This is a genomic window from Prauserella flavalba (assembly GCF_003202235.1).
In the GTDB taxonomy this organism is placed as follows: domain Bacteria; phylum Actinomycetota; class Actinomycetes; order Mycobacteriales; family Pseudonocardiaceae; genus Prauserella_A; species Prauserella_A flavalba.
Map to the genome: position 1 here is coordinate 52,824 of NZ_MASU01000011.1, position 16,656 is coordinate 69,479.

The 16,656-nt window shown below is 72.0% G+C and carries 16 protein-coding genes; 9 read left to right on the top strand and 7 right to left on the bottom strand.

What is annotated here, in order from left to right; all coding sequences use genetic code 11:
* Positions 1 to 8: 8 nt before the first annotated feature.
* Positions 9 to 1,841 carry an NAD(P)/FAD-dependent oxidoreductase gene (locus BA062_RS24685; RefSeq protein ID WP_110340719.1) on the bottom strand — a complete coding sequence of 611 codons (1,833 nt, stop codon included), beginning with the start codon at positions 1,839 to 1,841 and terminating at the stop codon, positions 9 to 11.
* 71 nt (positions 1,842 to 1,912) lie between these two features.
* Positions 1,913 to 2,179 (bottom strand): glutaredoxin domain-containing protein, encoded by a 267-nt coding sequence (locus tag BA062_RS24690; RefSeq protein WP_110340998.1) that lies wholly within the window; start codon positions 2,177 to 2,179, stop codon positions 1,913 to 1,915.
* A 64-nt stretch (positions 2,180 to 2,243) separates the two neighbouring features.
* On the opposite strand from BA062_RS24690, the gene BA062_RS24695 reads away from it, so the two are divergent.
* Entirely contained in the window at positions 2,244 to 3,137 is an 894-nt protein-coding gene (locus tag BA062_RS24695; protein ID WP_110340721.1) for a hypothetical protein, read from the top strand.
* Between the two features lie 88 nt (positions 3,138 to 3,225).
* On the opposite strand, the gene BA062_RS24700 is transcribed toward BA062_RS24695, so the two are convergent.
* The gene (locus BA062_RS24700) at positions 3,226 to 4,683 is read right to left on the bottom strand and encodes an NAD-dependent succinate-semialdehyde dehydrogenase (protein WP_110340723.1); all 1,458 of its coding nucleotides are present in this window, start codon (positions 4,681 to 4,683) and stop codon (positions 3,226 to 3,228) included.
* 9 nt (positions 4,684 to 4,692) lie between these two features.
* The gene (locus BA062_RS24705) at positions 4,693 to 5,886 is read right to left on the bottom strand and encodes a winged helix DNA-binding domain-containing protein (protein WP_110340725.1); all 1,194 of its coding nucleotides are present in this window, start codon (positions 5,884 to 5,886) and stop codon (positions 4,693 to 4,695) included.
* 56 nt (positions 5,887 to 5,942) lie between these two features.
* Between BA062_RS24705 and BA062_RS24710 the strand changes: the two genes are divergently transcribed.
* A complete protein-coding gene (locus tag BA062_RS24710; RefSeq protein WP_110341000.1) occupies positions 5,943 to 6,449 on the top strand; it encodes a hypothetical protein in 507 nt (168 codons plus the stop codon).
* A gap of 4 nt (positions 6,450 to 6,453) precedes the next feature.
* Here BA062_RS24710 and BA062_RS24715 read toward each other — a convergent pair whose 3' ends face one another.
* The 3 genes from BA062_RS24715 to BA062_RS24725 form a co-directional block, all read right to left on the bottom strand.
* Positions 6,454 to 7,056, bottom strand: coding sequence for a Uma2 family endonuclease (locus BA062_RS24715; RefSeq protein ID WP_110340727.1), 603 nt, complete (start codon positions 7,054 to 7,056; stop codon positions 6,454 to 6,456).
* A 180-nt stretch (positions 7,057 to 7,236) separates the two neighbouring features.
* Entirely contained in the window at positions 7,237 to 8,883 is a 1,647-nt protein-coding gene (locus tag BA062_RS24720) for an ABC transporter permease (protein ID WP_110340729.1), read from the bottom strand.
* Positions 8,880 to 9,785, bottom strand: a complete 906-nt coding sequence (locus BA062_RS24725; RefSeq protein ID WP_110340731.1) for an ABC transporter ATP-binding protein — start codon at positions 9,783 to 9,785, stop codon at positions 8,880 to 8,882. The genes BA062_RS24720 and BA062_RS24725 overlap by 4 nt, the downstream gene beginning before the upstream one ends.
* A 91-nt stretch (positions 9,786 to 9,876) precedes the next feature.
* Here BA062_RS24725 and BA062_RS24730 point away from each other — a divergent pair, with 91 nt between their 5' ends.
* From BA062_RS24730 to BA062_RS24760, 7 genes are all read left to right on the top strand, one after another.
* A complete protein-coding gene (locus BA062_RS24730) occupies positions 9,877 to 10,398 on the top strand; it encodes a GbsR/MarR family transcriptional regulator (protein WP_110340733.1) in 522 nt (173 codons plus the stop codon).
* Positions 10,399 to 10,528: 130 nt separating this feature from the next.
* Positions 10,529 to 11,680 carry a C1 family peptidase gene (locus BA062_RS24735; protein ID WP_110340735.1) on the top strand — a complete coding sequence of 384 codons (1,152 nt, stop codon included), beginning with the start codon at positions 10,529 to 10,531 and terminating at the stop codon, positions 11,678 to 11,680.
* Between the two features lie 19 nt (positions 11,681 to 11,699).
* The gene (locus tag BA062_RS24740; protein ID WP_110340737.1) at positions 11,700 to 12,362 is read left to right on the top strand and encodes a hypothetical protein; all 663 of its coding nucleotides are present in this window, start codon (positions 11,700 to 11,702) and stop codon (positions 12,360 to 12,362) included.
* Positions 12,363 to 12,518: 156 nt separating this feature from the next.
* Positions 12,519 to 12,806 carry a protease inhibitor I42 family protein gene (locus tag BA062_RS24745; protein WP_245959996.1) on the top strand — a complete coding sequence of 96 codons (288 nt, stop codon included), beginning with the start codon at positions 12,519 to 12,521 and terminating at the stop codon, positions 12,804 to 12,806.
* Positions 12,807 to 12,906: 100 nt separating this feature from the next.
* A complete protein-coding gene (locus BA062_RS24750) occupies positions 12,907 to 13,512 on the top strand; it encodes an RNA polymerase sigma factor (RefSeq protein ID WP_110340741.1) in 606 nt (201 codons plus the stop codon).
* Complete coding sequence (locus tag BA062_RS24755) at positions 13,509 to 13,973, top strand: carboxypeptidase regulatory-like domain-containing protein (RefSeq protein ID WP_110340743.1); 465 nt, start codon at positions 13,509 to 13,511, stop codon at positions 13,971 to 13,973. Before BA062_RS24750 ends, BA062_RS24755 begins: the two co-directional genes overlap by 4 nt.
* Positions 13,974 to 14,111: 138 nt before the next feature.
* Entirely contained in the window at positions 14,112 to 16,604 is a 2,493-nt protein-coding gene (locus BA062_RS24760) for a CHAT domain-containing protein (protein ID WP_110341002.1), read from the top strand.
* Positions 16,605 to 16,656 lie beyond the last annotated feature (52 nt).

Below are 16,656 nucleotides of genomic sequence, written 5' to 3' on the forward strand. Positions count from 1 at the left end.
ACTCCTCCTCAGGACGTGTGGTGGGAGGCCTGCAGGCCGTAGACCGGGGTCGGGATGCCCTCGGCGCGGGCCTTGAGCTGCAGCGCGAGGTAGAGCGAGTAGTGCCGCGACTGGTGCAGGTTGCCGCCGTGAAACCACAGCGCCTTCTGCTGCGTGGGTTTCCACATGTTGCGCTGCTCACCCTCCCACGGGCCGGGGTCCTTGGTGGTGCCGGAGCCGAGGCCCCACACCTTGCCGACCCGATCGGCCATCTCCTGGCCGATGATGTCGGCGGCAAGGCCGTTCATCGACCGGAACCCCGTGGCATAGACGACGAGATCGGCTTCGAGGCGGGTGCCGTCGTCGAGCACCACCTCGCGCTCGGTCAGCTCGGTCACCTGGCCCTTCGCGAGCTTCACGCTGCCGTCGGCGACGAGCTGAGCGGCGCCGACGTCGATGTAGTAGCCGGAACCCCGGCGCAGGTACTTCATGAACAGGCCCGAGTCGTCGTCGCCGAAGTCGAGGTCGAACCCGGCGCGCTCCAGCTTCTCGTAGAAGTCGGCGTCCTGCTCGCGAATGGTGTCGTACACCGGTTTCTGGAAGTCGGCCATGATCCGGTACGGCAGCGAGGCGAAGACCAGGTCCGCGGTGCGAGTGTCCACACCGGACGCGACGGCCTGCTCGGAGTACAGCGGGCCGAGCCCGTGCTCCATCAGCGAGTCCGACTTGATCACGCACGTCGAGGACCGCTGCACCATCGTGACGTCGGCCCCGGCCTCCCACAGCGCGCCGCAGATGTCGTGCGCCGAGTTGTTGGAGCCGATCACCACGGCCTTCTTGCCCGCGTACGCGTCGGCGCCGGGGTGCTGCGACGAGTGGTGCTGGTCGCCGAGGAACCGGTCGTGGCCGGGAAACACCGGCACGTTCGGCTTGCCCGACACCCCGAGCGCGAACACGAGCTGGCGCGGCCGCAGCGTCACCTCCTCACCCGCGCGGTCGACCACGACCTCCCACTGCTGGGCCTTCTCGTCGTAGGTGGCGCTGCGGGCGGTGGTGGAGCCCCAGTAGTTGAGCTCCATGACCTTCGTGTACATCTCCAGCCAGTCGCCGATCTTGTCCTTCGGCGCGAAGACGGGCCAGTTGTCCGGGAACGGCAGGTACGGCAGGTGGTCGTACCAGACGGGGTCGTGCAGTGCGAGGGACTTGTACCGCTTGCGCCAGGAGTCGCCGGGCCGTTCGTTGCGCTCGACGATGATCGTGGGCACGCCGAGCTGCCGCAGCCGCGCGCCGAGCGCGATGCCGCCCTGGCCGCCGCCGATCACCACCACCTCGGGCTGCCGGGCGTGGCCGAGCTCGGCCTGCTCGGCCTCGCGCTGCTCCAGCCAGGTCACGCGGTCGCGGTTGGCGCCGTGCTCGGTGCCCTTCGGCCGCCGTTGCTTGCGGGGCTCCTCGTGTCCCTTGAGCTCGTCGAGGGTGGTCAGCAGCGTCCACGCCTTGCCGTCGGCCAGGCGCAGGTGCCCGGTGCCGCGGCCGGTCGCCGTCTCGAAGCTCAGCCACGCCTCGGTGACGCCGTCGGCCTCGGACGGTTCGCCGGTGATCGTGAAGTTCCGGGGGTCGGTGTGCTCGAGGGTGCCCCTGAGCAGGTCGGCGACGCCGTCCCTGCCCTCGACCGTCAGCAGGTTCCAGGTGAACGAGACGAGGTCACGCCAGTAGCACTCGTCGGCGAAGAGCGAGGCTGCTCGCTCGACGTCGCGCGCGCTGAGTGCGTCCTGGAAAGCGGTGAGCCAGGTGTCCGCGCGGGTGGTGGCCTCGGCGGGGTGGTCGATCGTCAACGGAGCCTCCGATCCAGCAATTCGCCACATTGCGAGCTGTGCGGGCTCCACTGTCGGCGCGCCACGGCGCGCGCGACAAGGGTTGCAGGGGGTTGCAGCCCCTACTTCTCGAGCAGGTGAGGGGCTTCCGCGCGGACCAGCGCGAGCAGCTCCTTCATGCTGGGGTTGACGAGCGCATGCTCCCCGACGAACACGGTCGGCACCGTCTCGTTGCCGTTCGCGACCGACCGCACGCGGGCCGCGGCGTCCGGCTCCTCCCAGATGTTCACATGGCGAACGGGCAGGCCGCTGCCGTCCAGCAGCTGGCGCAGCATGGCGCAGAACCCGCAGCCGGGCCGCCAGTAGAACTCGATCTCCGTCACTCCCACGTCACCCACCCTAATCGCCCTCTCGCCCCACCACGGCCGCCGCCGAAGGGGCAGGCTGGAGGGCATGGATTTCGAGTCGGTCGCCGATGAGCTGTACGAGCTGGACCGGGACGAGTTCACCACGGCCCGCGACCGGCGGGCCTCGGAGGCCCGCAAGGCGGGTGACAAGGACCTCGCGGCCAGGATCAAGGGGCTGCGCAAGCCGACGAGCGCGGCGTGGCTGGTCAACCGGCTCGCGCGCGGCCGCCCCGAGGACGTCGCCGAGCTGGCCCGGCTCGGCGACGACCTGCGCAGGGCCCACTCCGAGCTGGCCGGTGAGGACCTGCGTGCCCTGTCCCGGCGCAGGCACGAGCTCGTGCAGTCGCTCACCGACCGCGCCGCGAAGCTGGGCGACGGCAAGCCCGGCGAGTCCGTGGTCAGGGAGGTCTACGACACCCTCGACGCCGCACTCACCGATCCCGGGTCGGCCAGGGCCGTCACCGAGGGCAGGCTCACGTCGGCGCTGCGGCCGGGTGACGCCTTCGCCGGCGACTGGATGGCCGTCGGCCCCGCACCGGCACGGCCCGTGGAGAAGCCGGAACCGAAGCCCCGGCCGAAGAAGCCGGAACCGAGGGCGGAGCCGAAAAGGCCGGAACAAGCCGAGCCGAAGCGGGCCGAGCCGAAGCGGGCCGAGCCGAAGCGGGCCGAGCCGAGGAAGACGCCACCGGAGCCGGAGGAACCCGAGCGGGAGGAACCGCGGCGGGACGACGAGGCGCGCCGCCTGCGGGAGGAACGGCACCGGGCCCGCGACGCCCTCTCGAAGGCCCGCGCCGCCCGCAACGACGCCGCGCGCGAGCTTCGCCTCGCCGAGGAGGCGGAAGCCAAGGCACGCAAGCGAACCATGGAGGCCCGCAAGCGGTTCGAGGCCGCCGACGAACGCGTGGACGACGCCGAGGCCGTGCTGTCCGAGCTGCTCTAGGAGTGTGCCGAACGACCCCCCGTAGCGAGCGGCGATCGAGGCGCCGTCTGGGCGTCGCGCAGCAGGGCAGCGGTTGTTCAGCGCGCTCCTAGTGCGCCCCGACGGCGACCGCCAGGTACTTCGTGTCGAGGTACTCGTCGATGCCCTCGTGCCCGCCCTCGCGGCCGAAACCCGACGCCTTCACCCCGCCGAACGGCGCGGCCGGGTTGGACACCAGGCCAGTGTTGATCCCGACCATGCCGGTCGGCAGGGCCTCGCCGACCCGGATCGCGCGGTCGAGGTCCCGCGTGAAGAGGTAGCCGACGAGCCCGAACTCGGTGTCGCCCGCCAGCGCGACGGCCTCGTCCTCATCGGTGAACGTCGTGATCGGAGCGACCGGGCCGAACACCTCCTCCCGCAGGATCCGCGCGCCCTCCGGCACCCCGGAGAGAACCGTCGGCCGGTAGAAGAAACCCTTGCCGTCCAACGGCTCGCCGCCGGTGGTCGCGGTGGCGCCGCGGTCGCGCGCGTCGCCGACCAGCTCGATCACCTTGTCCCGCTGGCCGTCGCTGATCAACGGACCCACCGACACGCCCTCCTCGGTGCCGTGGCCGATCCGCAGCCCGGCCATCTTCTCGGTGAGCCGCCGCGTGAACTCCTCGGCGACCGGCTCGGCGACGTGGAACCGGTTCGCCGCCACGCACGACTCGCCGTTGTTGCGCATCTTCGCCGTGACGGCCCCCTGCACCGCGGCGTCGAGGTCGGCGTCGGCGAACACCAGGAACGGCGCGTTGCCGCCCAGCTCCATCGACATCCGCTGAAGGTTCGGCGCGCACTGCTCCACGAGCTTGCGACCGACCTCCGTCGAGCCGGTGAACGACATCTTCCGCACCCGCGCGTCGCCGAGCACCGGGTTGACGATCCGCGTCGCCGAGGTGCTGGACACGACGTTCAGCACGCCATCGGGCAGCCCTGCCTCGGTGAGCAGCGCGGCCAGGTTGAGCATCGACAACGGCGTGAGCTGCGGCGGTTTCACGATCATCGTGCAGCCCGCGGCCACCGCCGGACCGATCTTGCGCGTCCCCATCGCCAGCGGGAAGTTCCACGGCGTCACCAGCAGGCACGGGCCCACCGGCTGCCGGGTGACGATCGTCCGCCCGCCACCCGCCGGGTTGGGCGAGTAGCGGCCGTCGATGCGCACCGCCTCCTCCGAGAACCACCGGAAGAACTCGGCCGCATAGATCACCTCGGCCCGCGACTCCTTGAGGCTCTTGCCCATCTCGAGCGTCATGAGCAGAGCCAGCTCGTCGGCGCGTTCCGTCATCAGCTCGAAGGCCCGCCGCAGGATCTCGCCGCGCTCGCGCGGTGGCGTGCGCGCCCAGCTCTCCTGCGCGGTGACCGCGGCCTCGACCGCGGCCTCCGCATCGGCGGACTGCCCGTCGGCGATCTCGCACAGGCGTTGCTCGTTGCCCGGATCGTCGACGCCGAACGTGCTCCCGTCGGCCGAGTCCTGCCACTTGCCGTCGATGAACAGCTGCTTGGGAATGCGTCCGATCACGTCGTCCATGCCGCTGGGCTACCCCGGCGAGGTCACCGTGACACGCGCGTCCCTGGCACCCCGGAACGGGGCCAGCGTCTCGGCTTCCCGGGTTATCGCCTCCTTCACCGCGTCGTCGAGCGGACCGAACCCCTCGACGCCGATCGTCACCGTGTTCCCCTTCTTGCTGGGCCGCCAGAGCGCGACGACCTCGCCGTCGGCGAGCACCACGCCCGGGTTGCCCTGGCTGCGCCAGACCTGCCTGCGAGCCCGGTCGCCGGGGACCAGCGCCGCGCGGTCCCTCGTCGCCAGCAGCGGATCGTGCGGCGGCAACAGCCGCACGCCCCGCACCGGGGGCGGGTTGCGCAGCGTGGGCAGGTCCTCGGTGAGCGCCCACGCCGAGCCGTCCCGGTAACCCACCTCGGTGAGCTCACCGGCCACCAGCTCCCACGACGCCGCCGCGAACGCGGGCGCCGTGCCCGACCACGCCGCGAACTCCGCCGAGGTGGACGGACCGTGGCAGCGCAGGTACCGCCGCACCAGCTCCGCCCGCGCCCGGCGCGCGTCCCACGACGGCAACCGCCGGCCCAGCCACTGCTCCGCCAACGCGAACCGCGCGTTGCCCCTGGGCTCGGAGGCGATGCACAGCACGCCGTGCAGGGACACCACGTACAGCGCGTACCGCACGACGCTCTGCCCGTAGGTGCTGGAACCGAGCCCGTCCGGCTCCGTCCACGCGCCACGCAGCCGACGGGGCAGGCGCCTGCCCACCTGCTCGGCGAGCGCGACCCCCAGTTCGTCCTTGCTCAGCTGGCGCCCGTCGAGTGCACCGGGCAGCGCCTCACACGTGTACTCCACGGCTTCCACGGCGCCGAGGCCGAAGCGGGCCAGGTGGTCGGTCGCGCCGTGGATGAAATGCAGGCACGCCTCCTCGCCGTCCGGAAGCAGCCCGGTCGTGTACACCGCCGCGTCCTCGACCGGCACCAGATGCGGTGCCCCACGCATCGCCCAGAGCTGCACGAGCCTCCTGCCGGTCTCCACCTCCGCCTTGAGCCCGCGCGGGGTGAGCCCCGCGAGCCGGGCGTGCAGTGCCTGCCCCGCCGAGCCGGGCGGCGTGTTCTGCACGGCCAGCGCACCGGCGACGGCCACCAGCTCACTCTTCGGTGACCGCTCGCCGAGCGACTGCCCGGCGAGCCGGAACCGGAGTGCGTGCGTCCGATCCGTGGTCTCCATTCGAAAACGGTAGCCAGGCGTGCAACCGGATGCCGGGCTTCGACCGTCTTCGCGGCATGCGAAGACTTTCCCTGCTCGCGCTCCTGCTCGTCACCGGATGCGGTACCTCGGCGGGCACCGGCGGTGGTCAGGTCGCGTGCACCGAGATCGGCGCCCCTCGCGGCGTGAGCGTCGACCTCGCACCGGGCCCGGCCGCCGCGGCGGCGAGCACGGCGGCACTCGAAGCCTGCTGGGCCGGGAAGTGCCGGACCTACCCGGTGGAGCTCTCGCCCTCGACGGAGGCGGTCGACAGCGGCTGCGACGGCGACCAGCCCGACGCCGTCTGTTCCGCCGAGGTACGGGAGACCGGGGGAAAGCACGGCTTCGCGACGATCGACGACCTGCCCGAGTTGCCGGTGCGCGTCACGCTCACGATCACCGGTGACGACGGCGCGGAGACATCCCGTCAGACGTTGGACATCACCCCCGAACCTGTGCACCCCAACGGTCCGCACTGTCCCGGCATGGGACCGCAGGCGAAGCTCACCGTGGGCGCCGACGGAGCGGTCCGCGACGGCACGTGAGCGCTCATGGTTCCAGCAGCTCCGCGGGATCGACGTCGAACGCGAACGGTTCCGCGAACCGGAACCGTTCGCCGGAGCCGGCCGCCGCCCGTTCCTCGTAGCGCCCGTCGACGAGCTCGCTCAGCCGCAGGTAGACCGACCTGGCCGGGTAGTCGATCTCCACCCGCAGGTACCACGGGACACCGGCGTGGGCGCACAGCTCCGGTTTGTCGATCCGGTGCTGCCCGTGCCGCTCGCCCTCCGCGAACTCGACGAGCAGCAGCACCTGATCCGGCGACACCCACGTGACCCCGCCGGCGGGCTCGCGCAGCACCGCCAGCTCCGGCTGGATCCACGTGTCGTCGGCGAACCGCAGGTTCACGGTGCCGTACGGGACCAACCCGGCCGCGCGGACCGGCCCGTCCAGCAACGCCGCGAGCCGGAACTCCCCGTAGGAGTTGGCGGAACCGGCATGCGGGCTCGTGGTCAGATAGCCCCCCAGGCATTCGTACTTGGCCGCACGAGCCAGGGGGAGCGGCAGGCAGTCCTCGGCACGCCCGGTGTTCCAGCTGCCGTAGAACTCGACCAGCGGGTCGAGCGGCGACGGAAGGCTCATCGGCGCCGACATCGCACTCCTCCTCTCCGAACACAACGTCTGGGGAACGTGCCTTCGAGTGTGCTCCCCGAACCCGCCACAAGGCCAGTGATCTGCGCGAACGGAGCCCTCACTGCACCCTCGCGCGACCGTCCACACGCGAGTCGAGCCCGGGTCCCCCGACGGAACCCGGGCTCGACTCACCCCGTGCCGCTAGCCGATGTCCCGGCGGCGGAACCCGGCGAGGCCGACGCCGACGAGAACCACCGCGAGCGCGGTGAGCCACACCAGCGGCGTCGCCGTGAACTCCGCGCTCGGCAGCTTCGGGATGTGCTGGAACGGCGAGACGTTCAGCACCGCCTGGCTCATGTTGGCGACGGGGCCGAACATGCTGATGAGCAGGAACAGCGTCGCCACCGCCCACGCCGCCGTGGTGAGCTTGGGCAGCAGGCCCAACAGGACCGCGGTCACCCCGGCCACGAGCCACACGGCGGGCAGCTGGGCCATCGCCGCACCGAGCACGGCGGGCAGTTGGCCACCGAGATCGTTCACGCGCAGCCCGTGCAGCAGCCCGGTCGCGAACCCGGCGACGGCCAGCAGCGCCGCGCTGCCTGCCAGCGGGAACACGAGGTGGCTCGCCGCCAGGCCGAGCCTGCTCACCCGCGTGGCCAGCAGGGGCTCGACGCGCATGGCCGTCTCCTCGGCCCGCAGCCGCAGCGTGGCCTGCACGACGTAGAGCGAGGCGATCATCGCCATGATCCCGGCCATCGAGGCGAGGAAGGCGTCGACCATGCTCTGCGAACCGCCCAGTCGCGCCATCATCTGCTGCGCCTGCGCGCTGTCGCCGAGCAGGTCGCCGACCCCCGCCGCGAGCGAGCCGAACAGCGCGCCGAAGACCGCGAACCCGACCGCCCAGCCGAGCAGCACCCCGCGCTGCAGCCGCCACGCGAGGGCGAACGGCGTGCGCAGGCCGGAAGCCGCCTGCGGGGGACCCGGCCGCGCCGGGATCAGGCTCATACCCACGTCCCTCATGGGCAGCAGCCGGTAGCCGATCGCCCCCAGCGCGAGGGCGGTGACGGCCAGCAGGCCGAGCACCCACCACCGTTCGTCGGCGAACGCCCTGACCTGCGTGGCCCAACCGATCGGCGACAGCCAGGACAGCCAGCTCGCGTCCACCGCGGCGTCACCGACGGCGCGGATCAGGAACGTCACCCCGAGCACCGCCGAGGCGATGCCGTTCGCCGTGCGTGAGTACTCCGCGACCTGAGCGGTGATCGCGGCGACGCCGGTGAACACGAGCCCGGTGAGCGCCATGCTCCCGCCGAAGGCGAACGAGCCGGTGGCGGGCAGGCCGACGCCGATCAGGCTGACGGCCATGAGCACGCCGGTGAGCACCGCGCCGAGCGCGGCGACGAGCACCGCGGCGGTCAGTGCGGCGTAACGACCCACCACCGTCGAGGAGAGCAGCTCCTGCCTGCCGGTGTCCTCCTCCTGCCTGGTGTGGCGCGTGACCGTGAAGATGCAGGCCAGCGCGACGAACAGGGAGAGGATGGCGCCGTAGCGCCATGCGGCGAACCCGCCCGCCGTGCTCAGGTCGAAGGCGGGACCGTAGAGCAGCGTCAGCGAGGGGTTGGCACCCATCGTGGCGGTCAGCGCGGCCCGTTCCGCCTGCGTCGGGTAGAGGGCCTCGTACGAGCCGGCGCCCGCGGAGGCCATCACCCCGAGCACCACGACCCAGATCGGCAGCACGACGCGGTCGCGGCGCAGGGCCAGCCGCACGAGGTGCCCAGTGCCCGCGAGGTGGTCGCCCCTGCCGGAGACCGCGTGGGCGGCTCCCTGGCGTTCCAACGTCCTGGTCATGATGCCGAGCCCGCCTTCGCGTCCTCCGTGTAGTGCCGCAGGAAGAGCTCCTCGAGCGTCGGCGGCTGGCTGGTCAGGCTGCGTACGCCGATGCTGGTGAGGCTGCGCAGTGCTTCGTCGAGGGAGTGGGTCTCGACGTCGAACTGCACCCGGTTGCCCTCGATCCGCAGGTCGTGGACGTTCTCCAGCTTGGAGAGTCCGTTGGGGTGCCCGGCCAGCTCGGCGGAGATCGAGGTGCGGGTGAGGTGACGCAGGTCGGCGAGCGTGCCGGTCTCGACGGTGCGCCCGTTGCGGATGATGCTCACGCGGTCGCACAGCGCCTCGACCTCGGCGAGGATGTGGCTCGACAGCAGCACCGTGCGGCCCTGCTCGCGCTCCTCCTGGATGGCGTACTGGAACGTGGCCTCCATGAGCGGGTCCAGGCCAGAGGTCGGCTCGTCCAGCAGCAGCAGCTCCACGTTGGACGCGAGCGCGGCGACGATGGCGACCTTCTGCCGGTTGCCCTTGGAGTAGGTGCGGCCCTTCTTCTTCGGGTCGAGATCGAAGCGCTCGATGAGCTCCTTGCGGCGCCGCTGGTCGAGGCCGCCCCTCAGCCTGCCGAGCAGGTCGATCACCTCGCCCCCGGAGAGGTTGGGCCACAGGCTGACGTCGCCGGGCACGTAGGCGAGCCGCCGGTGCAGGCTCGCCGCGTCGCGCCAGGGGTCGCCGCCGAGCAGGCGCACCGTGCCCTTGTCGGCGCGCATGAGCCCCAGCAGCACGCGGATGGTGGTCGACTTGCCCGATCCGTTCGGGCCGAGGAAGCCGTGAACCTCCCCGGTCGCGACGGACAGGTCGAGTCCGTCGAGGGCCACGGTCGACCCGAACGACTTGCGCAGGCCACTGACGGAGATGGCGTTTTCCATGCAACCGAAGCTACAGTTACTTCACAAAGTTGTGAAGTTAAGAAAACGTATGGATTGGGTGATCGACCAGACCTCGGGAAGGATGGTTCACATGTCGAGCAGACCGCAGTCGCAGCGTGACCCGGCCGGAGACCGTGACGAGGAGCGAGTTCGCACCTACGTCGAGAACCTCGCGCTGACCCTGTCGCAGCTGGGCTTCCCCCGAATGCCAGCCAGGGTCTTCTCGGCGCTGACGGTCTCGGACACCGGCCGGATGAGCGCCGCCGACCTGGCAGGCATGCTCTCCGTCAGCCCGGCAGCGATCTCGGGCGCGGTGCGCTACCTCGAACAGGTCGGCCTCATCAGCAAAGAACGTCAGCCCGGCGAACGCCGTGACCACTACCGGCTCTATGACGACTTCTGGTTCGCCTCGTTCCTCAAACGCGATCGCATGCTCCGGATGTGGCTGGACGCGACCCTCGAAGGCGTCGACGCCGTCGGCCCGGAGACCCCGGCCGGGGTACGCCTGACCCGCATGGCCGACTTCCTGGACTTCATCGTCAAGGAGATCCCCGCGCTGTTCGACCGCTGGCACCGGGAGCGGACCCAGCGCGAGCGCGGCGCCGGAGCGTGACGCAGTCCCCCGCTTCCTCACCCGGCCTAACGCCTCGACATGAAAAAAGTCTTACCCGGGGTGTATCTGAGAGGGGTCACGCCGCGTCCTATGGGCGACGGCACGTTCCACCGCTCTCTGGAGGACCCACATGAGCCCCGACCACCCCTGCGTGGCCGAGATCGCGGGCATCCGCGACTCGCTCGCCGCGCTGGGCGACCCGTGGCACTGCGGTGAGACGCGGCTGAGCAGGCTGTCGAGGGACGCGCGCAGGGCGAGGCTCGGCGTTCCTCCACCCGCAGCGGAGGAGCTGAGCGCGAGGTCGGACCTGCCGGGCCGGATGGCGGAGGCCGCGCTGGCGGTGTCCCGCGAGCCCGAGGACCTGGAGCACGAACCGACACCGCACCTGCCGAGGAGCTTCGACCTGCGCGACGTCGAAGGGTGCGCCTACGTCACCGACGTCAAGGACCAGGGTGAGATCGGCTCCTGCAGCGCGTTCGGCACCATCGCCGCGCTGGAGACCACCGCGGCCTACACGCGCAGGGCGCCGGGGCTGCGGCTGAACCTCTCCGAGGCACACCTGTTCTTCGGGCACGCGGCGGCGCGCGAGGCGATCACGCCCGACGGCACGTGGCCGGACGAGCTGTTCGTCGACTGCCAGCGGATCGGCGTGACCTTCGACGACCACTACCCGTACTACGACGACGACTCAGGGGCGCTCAACCCCGGGTGGCGCGACCGGCTGGCGAAGGCCGAGGGCGTCGTGGACCTCAGCCAGGATCCGGCCGCGATCAAGCAGCACCTCTACACGTACGGAGCGGTCACCGCCTGCCTCGTCGTCTACGACGACCTGTTCCACTACACCGGCGGCGTGTACCGGCACACCACCGAGGAGACCAGCGGCGGACACTGCGTCGCGCTCATCGGCTGGGACGACGACGCGGGCTGCTGGATCGCCAAGAACTCGTGGGGTCCCGACTGGGGCGAGAACGGGTTCCTCCGCATCGCCTACGGCGAGGCCTACATCGAGGACTACCCCGAGCCGAGGCCGACCACCCTCGGCTGCACCGGGGTGAACCTGCGCGCGTGGCTGCCCGCGCAGCGCGCGCTCGGTCTGTTCGCCACCGCGCACGACGCGAACGGCTGGGCCTACCTGGAGAACCTGGGCTGGACCCGGCTCTCCGGCGGGCCGGACGGCACCACCAGCACGCTCGCCCAGCTCAGCACCGCGAGGGCCAGCGGGAGAGCGTTCGTGCCGTTCATCGACAACGACGAGCTCAGCATGATCCACCCCGCCCACTGACGAACCACGGAGAAGGCCGATGACCGACGACACGGTGACCGAGAACCAGCAGGACCAGCCTGCCGAACCGGTCGAGGACACCCCGACCCAGACGCCGCCGCCCGCGCCGCCGACCGGCTGGGACCCGTACGCTCCGCCTGCGTCCGCTCCGGCGCCGATGGGCTGGGACCCTTACGCGCCGCCGCGCCCGGCTCCCGCGCCGATGGGCTGGGACCCCTACGCGCCGCCGCGCCCGGCTCCCGCGCCGATGGGCTGGGACCCCTACGCGCCGCCGCGCCCCGCTCCGGCTCCGATGGGGTGGGATCCCTACAGCCCGCCGCCCGCGCCTGCCGGCTGGGACCCGTACACGCCGCCGCCCGCACCGGCTCCCGCGCCGATGGGCTGGGATCCCTACGCGCCGCCCGTGAACGGCTCGGGGCAGCAGCGGCCCGCGCCCGTGCAGAACGGGCAGAACCCGCCGACCGGCTGGGTCACCGGCAGGGCGGTGCTGCACCTCTGGTCGGCGAGCGGGTCGCCGGGGGTGTGGATCGCGGTGCAGGGCATCGGCTGGAAGCGGCTCTCGCCCGCTTCGGAGTCCGGCCACAGTCACCTGACGCTGCTCGCGCTGCTGGCGAAGAACTACCGGCTGCCGGTGTCGTACCACGAAGACGCTCGCGGGGAGGTCGACCAGCTGGTCGTCTGAGGTCCACGCGAGGAAAGCAGGTGGTGGCCGGCAGTCGAGGGGGCCGTCGGCCACCACCGCCGCAGGGGGAGAAGAGGAACGGGAGGAGCGGTGGCACTGGTCCGGCTCGCGCAGTCCGATGCGGGGAAAACAGCGGAACTGTGTGTCGGGGACACCGTGGAGCTTCGGCTTCCGGAGACCCGGACGTCGGGTTTTCAGTGGTCACTGCGCCTGCCGGAGGGGGTCCGGCTGGTCGTCGACGAGTACGTCCGTGGGGGTGTCGGCCATCCGGCCCGGGGGTCTCAGGGGGAGGGGCCGCCGGGACAAGGTGGGGTCCGCCGGCTGGCGTTCGACGTCGTCGACGCCGGCCGGCACCTCATTGAGGCCGAGTTGGCACGGCCGTGGGAGGACAGGCCGCGTCGCTCGGTCACTTTCGTCGTAACCGCTACTACTCCAAACGAGTGACCTCATGTATCTGACGGCCATCACCCCTCTCCTCTCTTCTCGCGAGACCGAGATACTGCCTGCGCCGACTTGAAGAGTCCGACAGCGAAGGGCGGGTGCGGTGACCGACGCGAGAACCGCCGAGGCGGACCCTCCGTGGGAGGGGCTGCACGGCCACGAGCTCTACGCGGCGTGCATGCACGAGGCACGCGCAGGCAACCGGCTGGCCATGAACCGTCTGGTCACCGAGTTGACGCCGCTCGTGTGGCAGGTCGCGAGGGGCAACGGGCTCGATCGCCACACCGCCGAGGACGTGGTGCAGACGGTGTGGCTCGCACTGTTCCGTCACCTCGACCGGCTCGCCGACCCCCGCGCGCTCGCCGCGTGGCTGATCACCACGGCCCGCCGGGAGTCGCAGCGAGCCGGTGGCCGCAAACCGCCGCCGGTGCCGCTCACCGACGAGCTCGCCGAGACCGTGCCGAGCACGCAGCCCGCGCCCGAGGCCGAGGTCCTGCGGGCCGAACGCGATCGCAGGCTGTGGGCCGCGTTCGCCCAGCTTCCGCAGCGGTGCCAGGAGCTGCTGCGGCTGACCGTGCTCGCGGGACGCGTCGAGTACCGGCTCGTCGCGGACGTGCTCCGCATGCCGCACGGCAGCATCGGCCCCACGCGGGGCCGGTGCCTGCAACGCATGCGGGGACTGCTTGACGCTCAAGGGGGCAGCGCATGAACGAAGGCAGCACCTTCCCGGACGACCAGACGCTGCTCGTGGAGCTCGACCGGCTCGTGCACGAACTCGATCCCCCACCGGAGGGGCTTGTCGAGCGGGTGCGGTTCGCGCTGGAACTGGAGAACCTCGACGTCGAGGTCGCCCGCTGGGAGCGCGCCGACGAGCTGGCCGGCGTCCGCAGCGTCGCGCAGGGCACCATCACGTTCACGGTCAGCGACCTGACCGTGATGATCAACCTGACCAAGGTCGGCAGGGGGCACCGCATCGACGGCTGGCTGGTGCCCGAGGGCGAGTACGGCGTCGAGGTCCGCGTGGCCGGGCACGACTCGGTCTCGACGGTCGCGGACGACGGTGGACGGTTCGTCCTGCACGACGTTCCTCGCGGAACCACCCAGATAGTGGTGTACATCGACGGGAATTCGTGCCGTCGAACCGTTGTCACTCCGGCGGTTGTGCTGTAAGGGATCCAGCTTGCGTCGCCACGCGGTGGATGTGCTCCTATAGACCCCGTGCGTGGCGATCGACAACAGAATCGAGCCCTCGCCGCCGTTCTCGCCGTGCACCGGCGAGCCAACGACGCGGCGGGCAGCGCGCACAACATGGAGGCCATCCGGCTACTGCGCCAGGCGTTACGGGCGCTCGAGGAGGGCGGAGAGGGGCCCGAATGGATCGGCGCGCGCGTTCGCGTGCTGATCAGCCTCGCGCTGGCCACGGCCGAGGTCGGCTCCACAGTGGAGGGCTTCCGCGGGCTCAAACGCGCACAGGCACAACTGGACCTGCTGCCCGACGGCGCGCGCAGGCAGGAACTGCAGGCCGTGGTGTCCGGACAGCGTGCGCTGCTGCTCTTCCGCGTCGGCCGCCTCGCCGAGTCGCTGGCCCTCTTCGACGCGATCATCCCCACGCTGGAACGCCTCGACGAGGGCGACGGGCTGCTGCTCGCGCGCACCGTGCTCAACCGCGCGCAGATCCACGCCGAGATGAGCAACCTCGACGCCGCGTCGCGGGACTTCGACCGCGCGATCAAGCTCGCCGCCGAGCACGACCACACCCGCCTTGAGGGCAAGGCCCGGCACGGGCTCGGTGACCTCGCGCAGCTCGCCGGCGACATCCCCGGCGCGCTGCGCCACTACGACGAGGCCACCCGCATCCTCGAATCTGCCGCACCGGGCTGGCTGGCGAGGGTGCGCATCGACCAGGCAAGGGCGCTGCTCGTCGCGGGGCTCGCCGAGGAGGCCGCCCGGCACCTCGACGAGGCGCTGCCCGAGCTGCGCCGCAACCGCGTGATCCAGGACGTCGCCGAGGCCGAGGTCGCCAGGGCCGCCGCCGCGCTGCTGGAGGGTGACATCGCGCTGGCCCGCAAGCTCGCCGTCACCGCGCGCCGCCGGTTCCTGCGCCGCGGCAACGCGCCGTGGGCGGAGGTCGCGGCGCTCACCCGGCACCGGGCCGACGCGATGGAAGCGCTGGAGTCCGGCGCCCGCCCGCCCGCGCGCCTGCCCTCTGGCCTCGTCCGGCTCGCGGAACGGCTCGCCGGGCTGGGTCTGCGCGACGAGGCGGCCGCCGCCCGGCTGCTGGCCGTGCGGCTGCTGCTGCGCCGCGGTGAGGTCGACGCCGCGGCCGCACAGCTCGCCCGGGTGCCGAGGCCCCGGCGCACGACGCCCGTCGACCACCGCATGCTGCTGCGGCTGTGCCGGGCGGAGCTGGCCGTCGCGACCGGGCGCACGCGCTCGGCGCTCGCGCAGGCGAGAGGAGGCCTGACCGAGCTGGGCTGGGCCCGCGACCGCATGGGCGGGCTCGACCTGCTGTGCGGCACCGCCGTGCACGGCCAGGAGCTCGGCGCGCTCGCCGTCGGGCTCGTGCTCGACACCGCCACCGGCGAGGGCGGGGCACGCAGGCTCTTCGCGTGGCAGGAGCGCACCCGGGCGCAGGTCTACCGCTATGAGCCGATGCCTGCCATCGACGACCCGGTGCTGGCCAAGCACATCACCGAGATGCGGCACGTCCAGCGCACAGTGCAGCAGCACCGGCTCGCGGGCCGCTCCGTCGCCGCGCTCGAACAGCGCTACGCCTGGCTGCAGCGCGAGGCCAGCAGGCTCGGCTGGTACACGAGCCGCTGGGGCAGGCCCCGGCCCGTGAGTTCGCCGGAGGAGGTCGCGGACACGCTCGGGCACCGAGTGCTGGTGAGCCTCGTCGGCCACGGCGACGCGCTCGCGGCCGTGGTGGTGCGTGACGGGCGGTTCCGGCTCGTGCGGCTCGGTTCCCTCGGTGAGGCCGAGGAGACCGCGCAGCAGCTGCACGCCGACCTCGACGCGCTCGCGCCCGACCACCTGCCCGCCGCGCTGGCCACCGCCGTGACGGCGTCGGCGCGGCGCAGGGCCGCCGCGCTCGACGACCTGCTGATCCGGCCGCTGCGCGGTGTGCTCGGCGACCGGGAGCTGGTGATCATTCCGACCGGTTCGCTGCACGCGCTGCCGTGGGGTGCGCTGCCGACGCTGCGCGGGCGGGCGCTGTCGATCGCTCCTTCCGCGACGGCGTGGGTGGCCGCGGCCAGCAACCCCGGGCCCGAGTCGGTGGTGCTCGTCGGCGGACCGGGCGTGCCGGGTGCGGTCGGTGAGGTGCGGCAGCTGCGCTCGGTGTACCCGAACGCGAGCATCGTCGACGGCGAGCTGGCGACCAGCGCGAACGTGCTCTCCGCTCTGGACGGTTCCGGGGTCGCGCATCTGGTGGCGCATGGCGCGCACGAGCCGGCGAACGCCTTGTTCTCGCGGCTCGACCTCGTCGACGGCCCGCTGTTCGCCCACGAGGCGGCGAGGCTGGCCAAGCCTCCGGAGCGGGTCGTGCTGGCGGCGTGCGAGCTGGCGCTCAGCCACATCCGGCCCGGCGAGGAGGCACTCGGTTTCGCGGGTGCCTTGCTGGCCAGCGGCTCGCGCACGGTGGTCGGCGCGGTCGCACGGGTCGGTGACGGCGCCGCGGCGGAGGCGATGGCCGACCTGCACCGGCAGCTGGCGGCGGGCACCTCACCCGCCGTCGCGCTCGCGGAGGCCACCGCCGCGGACCCCTTGCGCCGCCCGTTCCTCTGCCTCGGTGCCGGCTGAACTGCCCCCCAAGGCCACCTTTGTTGCGTTCAACGCAACAAAGGTGGCCTTG

What these genes read in the sequence shown, in the direction of transcription:
- BA062_RS24685 (WP_110340719.1), bottom strand. Translation starts at nt 1,841, where the DNA reads ATGTGGCGAATTGCTGGATCGGAGGCTCCGTTGACGATCGACCACCCC.
- BA062_RS24695 (WP_110340721.1), top strand. Translation starts at nt 2,244, where the DNA reads ATGGATTTCGAGTCGGTCGCCGATGAGCTGTACGAGCTGGACCGGGAC.
- BA062_RS24700 (WP_110340723.1), bottom strand. Translation starts at nt 4,683, where the DNA reads ATGGACGACGTGATCGGACGCATTCCCAAGCAGCTGTTCATCGACGGC.
- BA062_RS24705 (WP_110340725.1), bottom strand. Translation starts at nt 5,886, where the DNA reads ATGGAGACCACGGATCGGACGCACGCACTCCGGTTCCGGCTCGCCGGG.
- BA062_RS24710 (WP_110341000.1), top strand. Translation starts at nt 5,943, where the DNA reads ATGCGAAGACTTTCCCTGCTCGCGCTCCTGCTCGTCACCGGATGCGGT.
- BA062_RS24715 (WP_110340727.1), bottom strand. Translation starts at nt 7,056, where the DNA reads ATGTCGGCGCCGATGAGCCTTCCGTCGCCGCTCGACCCGCTGGTCGAG.
- BA062_RS24720 (WP_110340729.1), bottom strand. Translation starts at nt 8,883, where the DNA reads ATGACCAGGACGTTGGAACGCCAGGGAGCCGCCCACGCGGTCTCCGGC.
- BA062_RS24725 (WP_110340731.1), bottom strand. Translation starts at nt 9,785, where the DNA reads ATGGAAAACGCCATCTCCGTCAGTGGCCTGCGCAAGTCGTTCGGGTCG.
- BA062_RS24730 (WP_110340733.1), top strand. Translation starts at nt 9,877, where the DNA reads ATGTCGAGCAGACCGCAGTCGCAGCGTGACCCGGCCGGAGACCGTGAC.
- BA062_RS24735 (WP_110340735.1), top strand. Translation starts at nt 10,529, where the DNA reads ATGAGCCCCGACCACCCCTGCGTGGCCGAGATCGCGGGCATCCGCGAC.
- BA062_RS24740 (WP_110340737.1), top strand. Translation starts at nt 11,700, where the DNA reads ATGACCGACGACACGGTGACCGAGAACCAGCAGGACCAGCCTGCCGAA.
- BA062_RS24755 (WP_110340743.1), top strand. Translation starts at nt 13,509, where the DNA reads ATGAACGAAGGCAGCACCTTCCCGGACGACCAGACGCTGCTCGTGGAG.
- BA062_RS24760 (WP_110341002.1), top strand. Translation starts at nt 14,112, where the DNA reads ATGGAGGCCATCCGGCTACTGCGCCAGGCGTTACGGGCGCTCGAGGAG.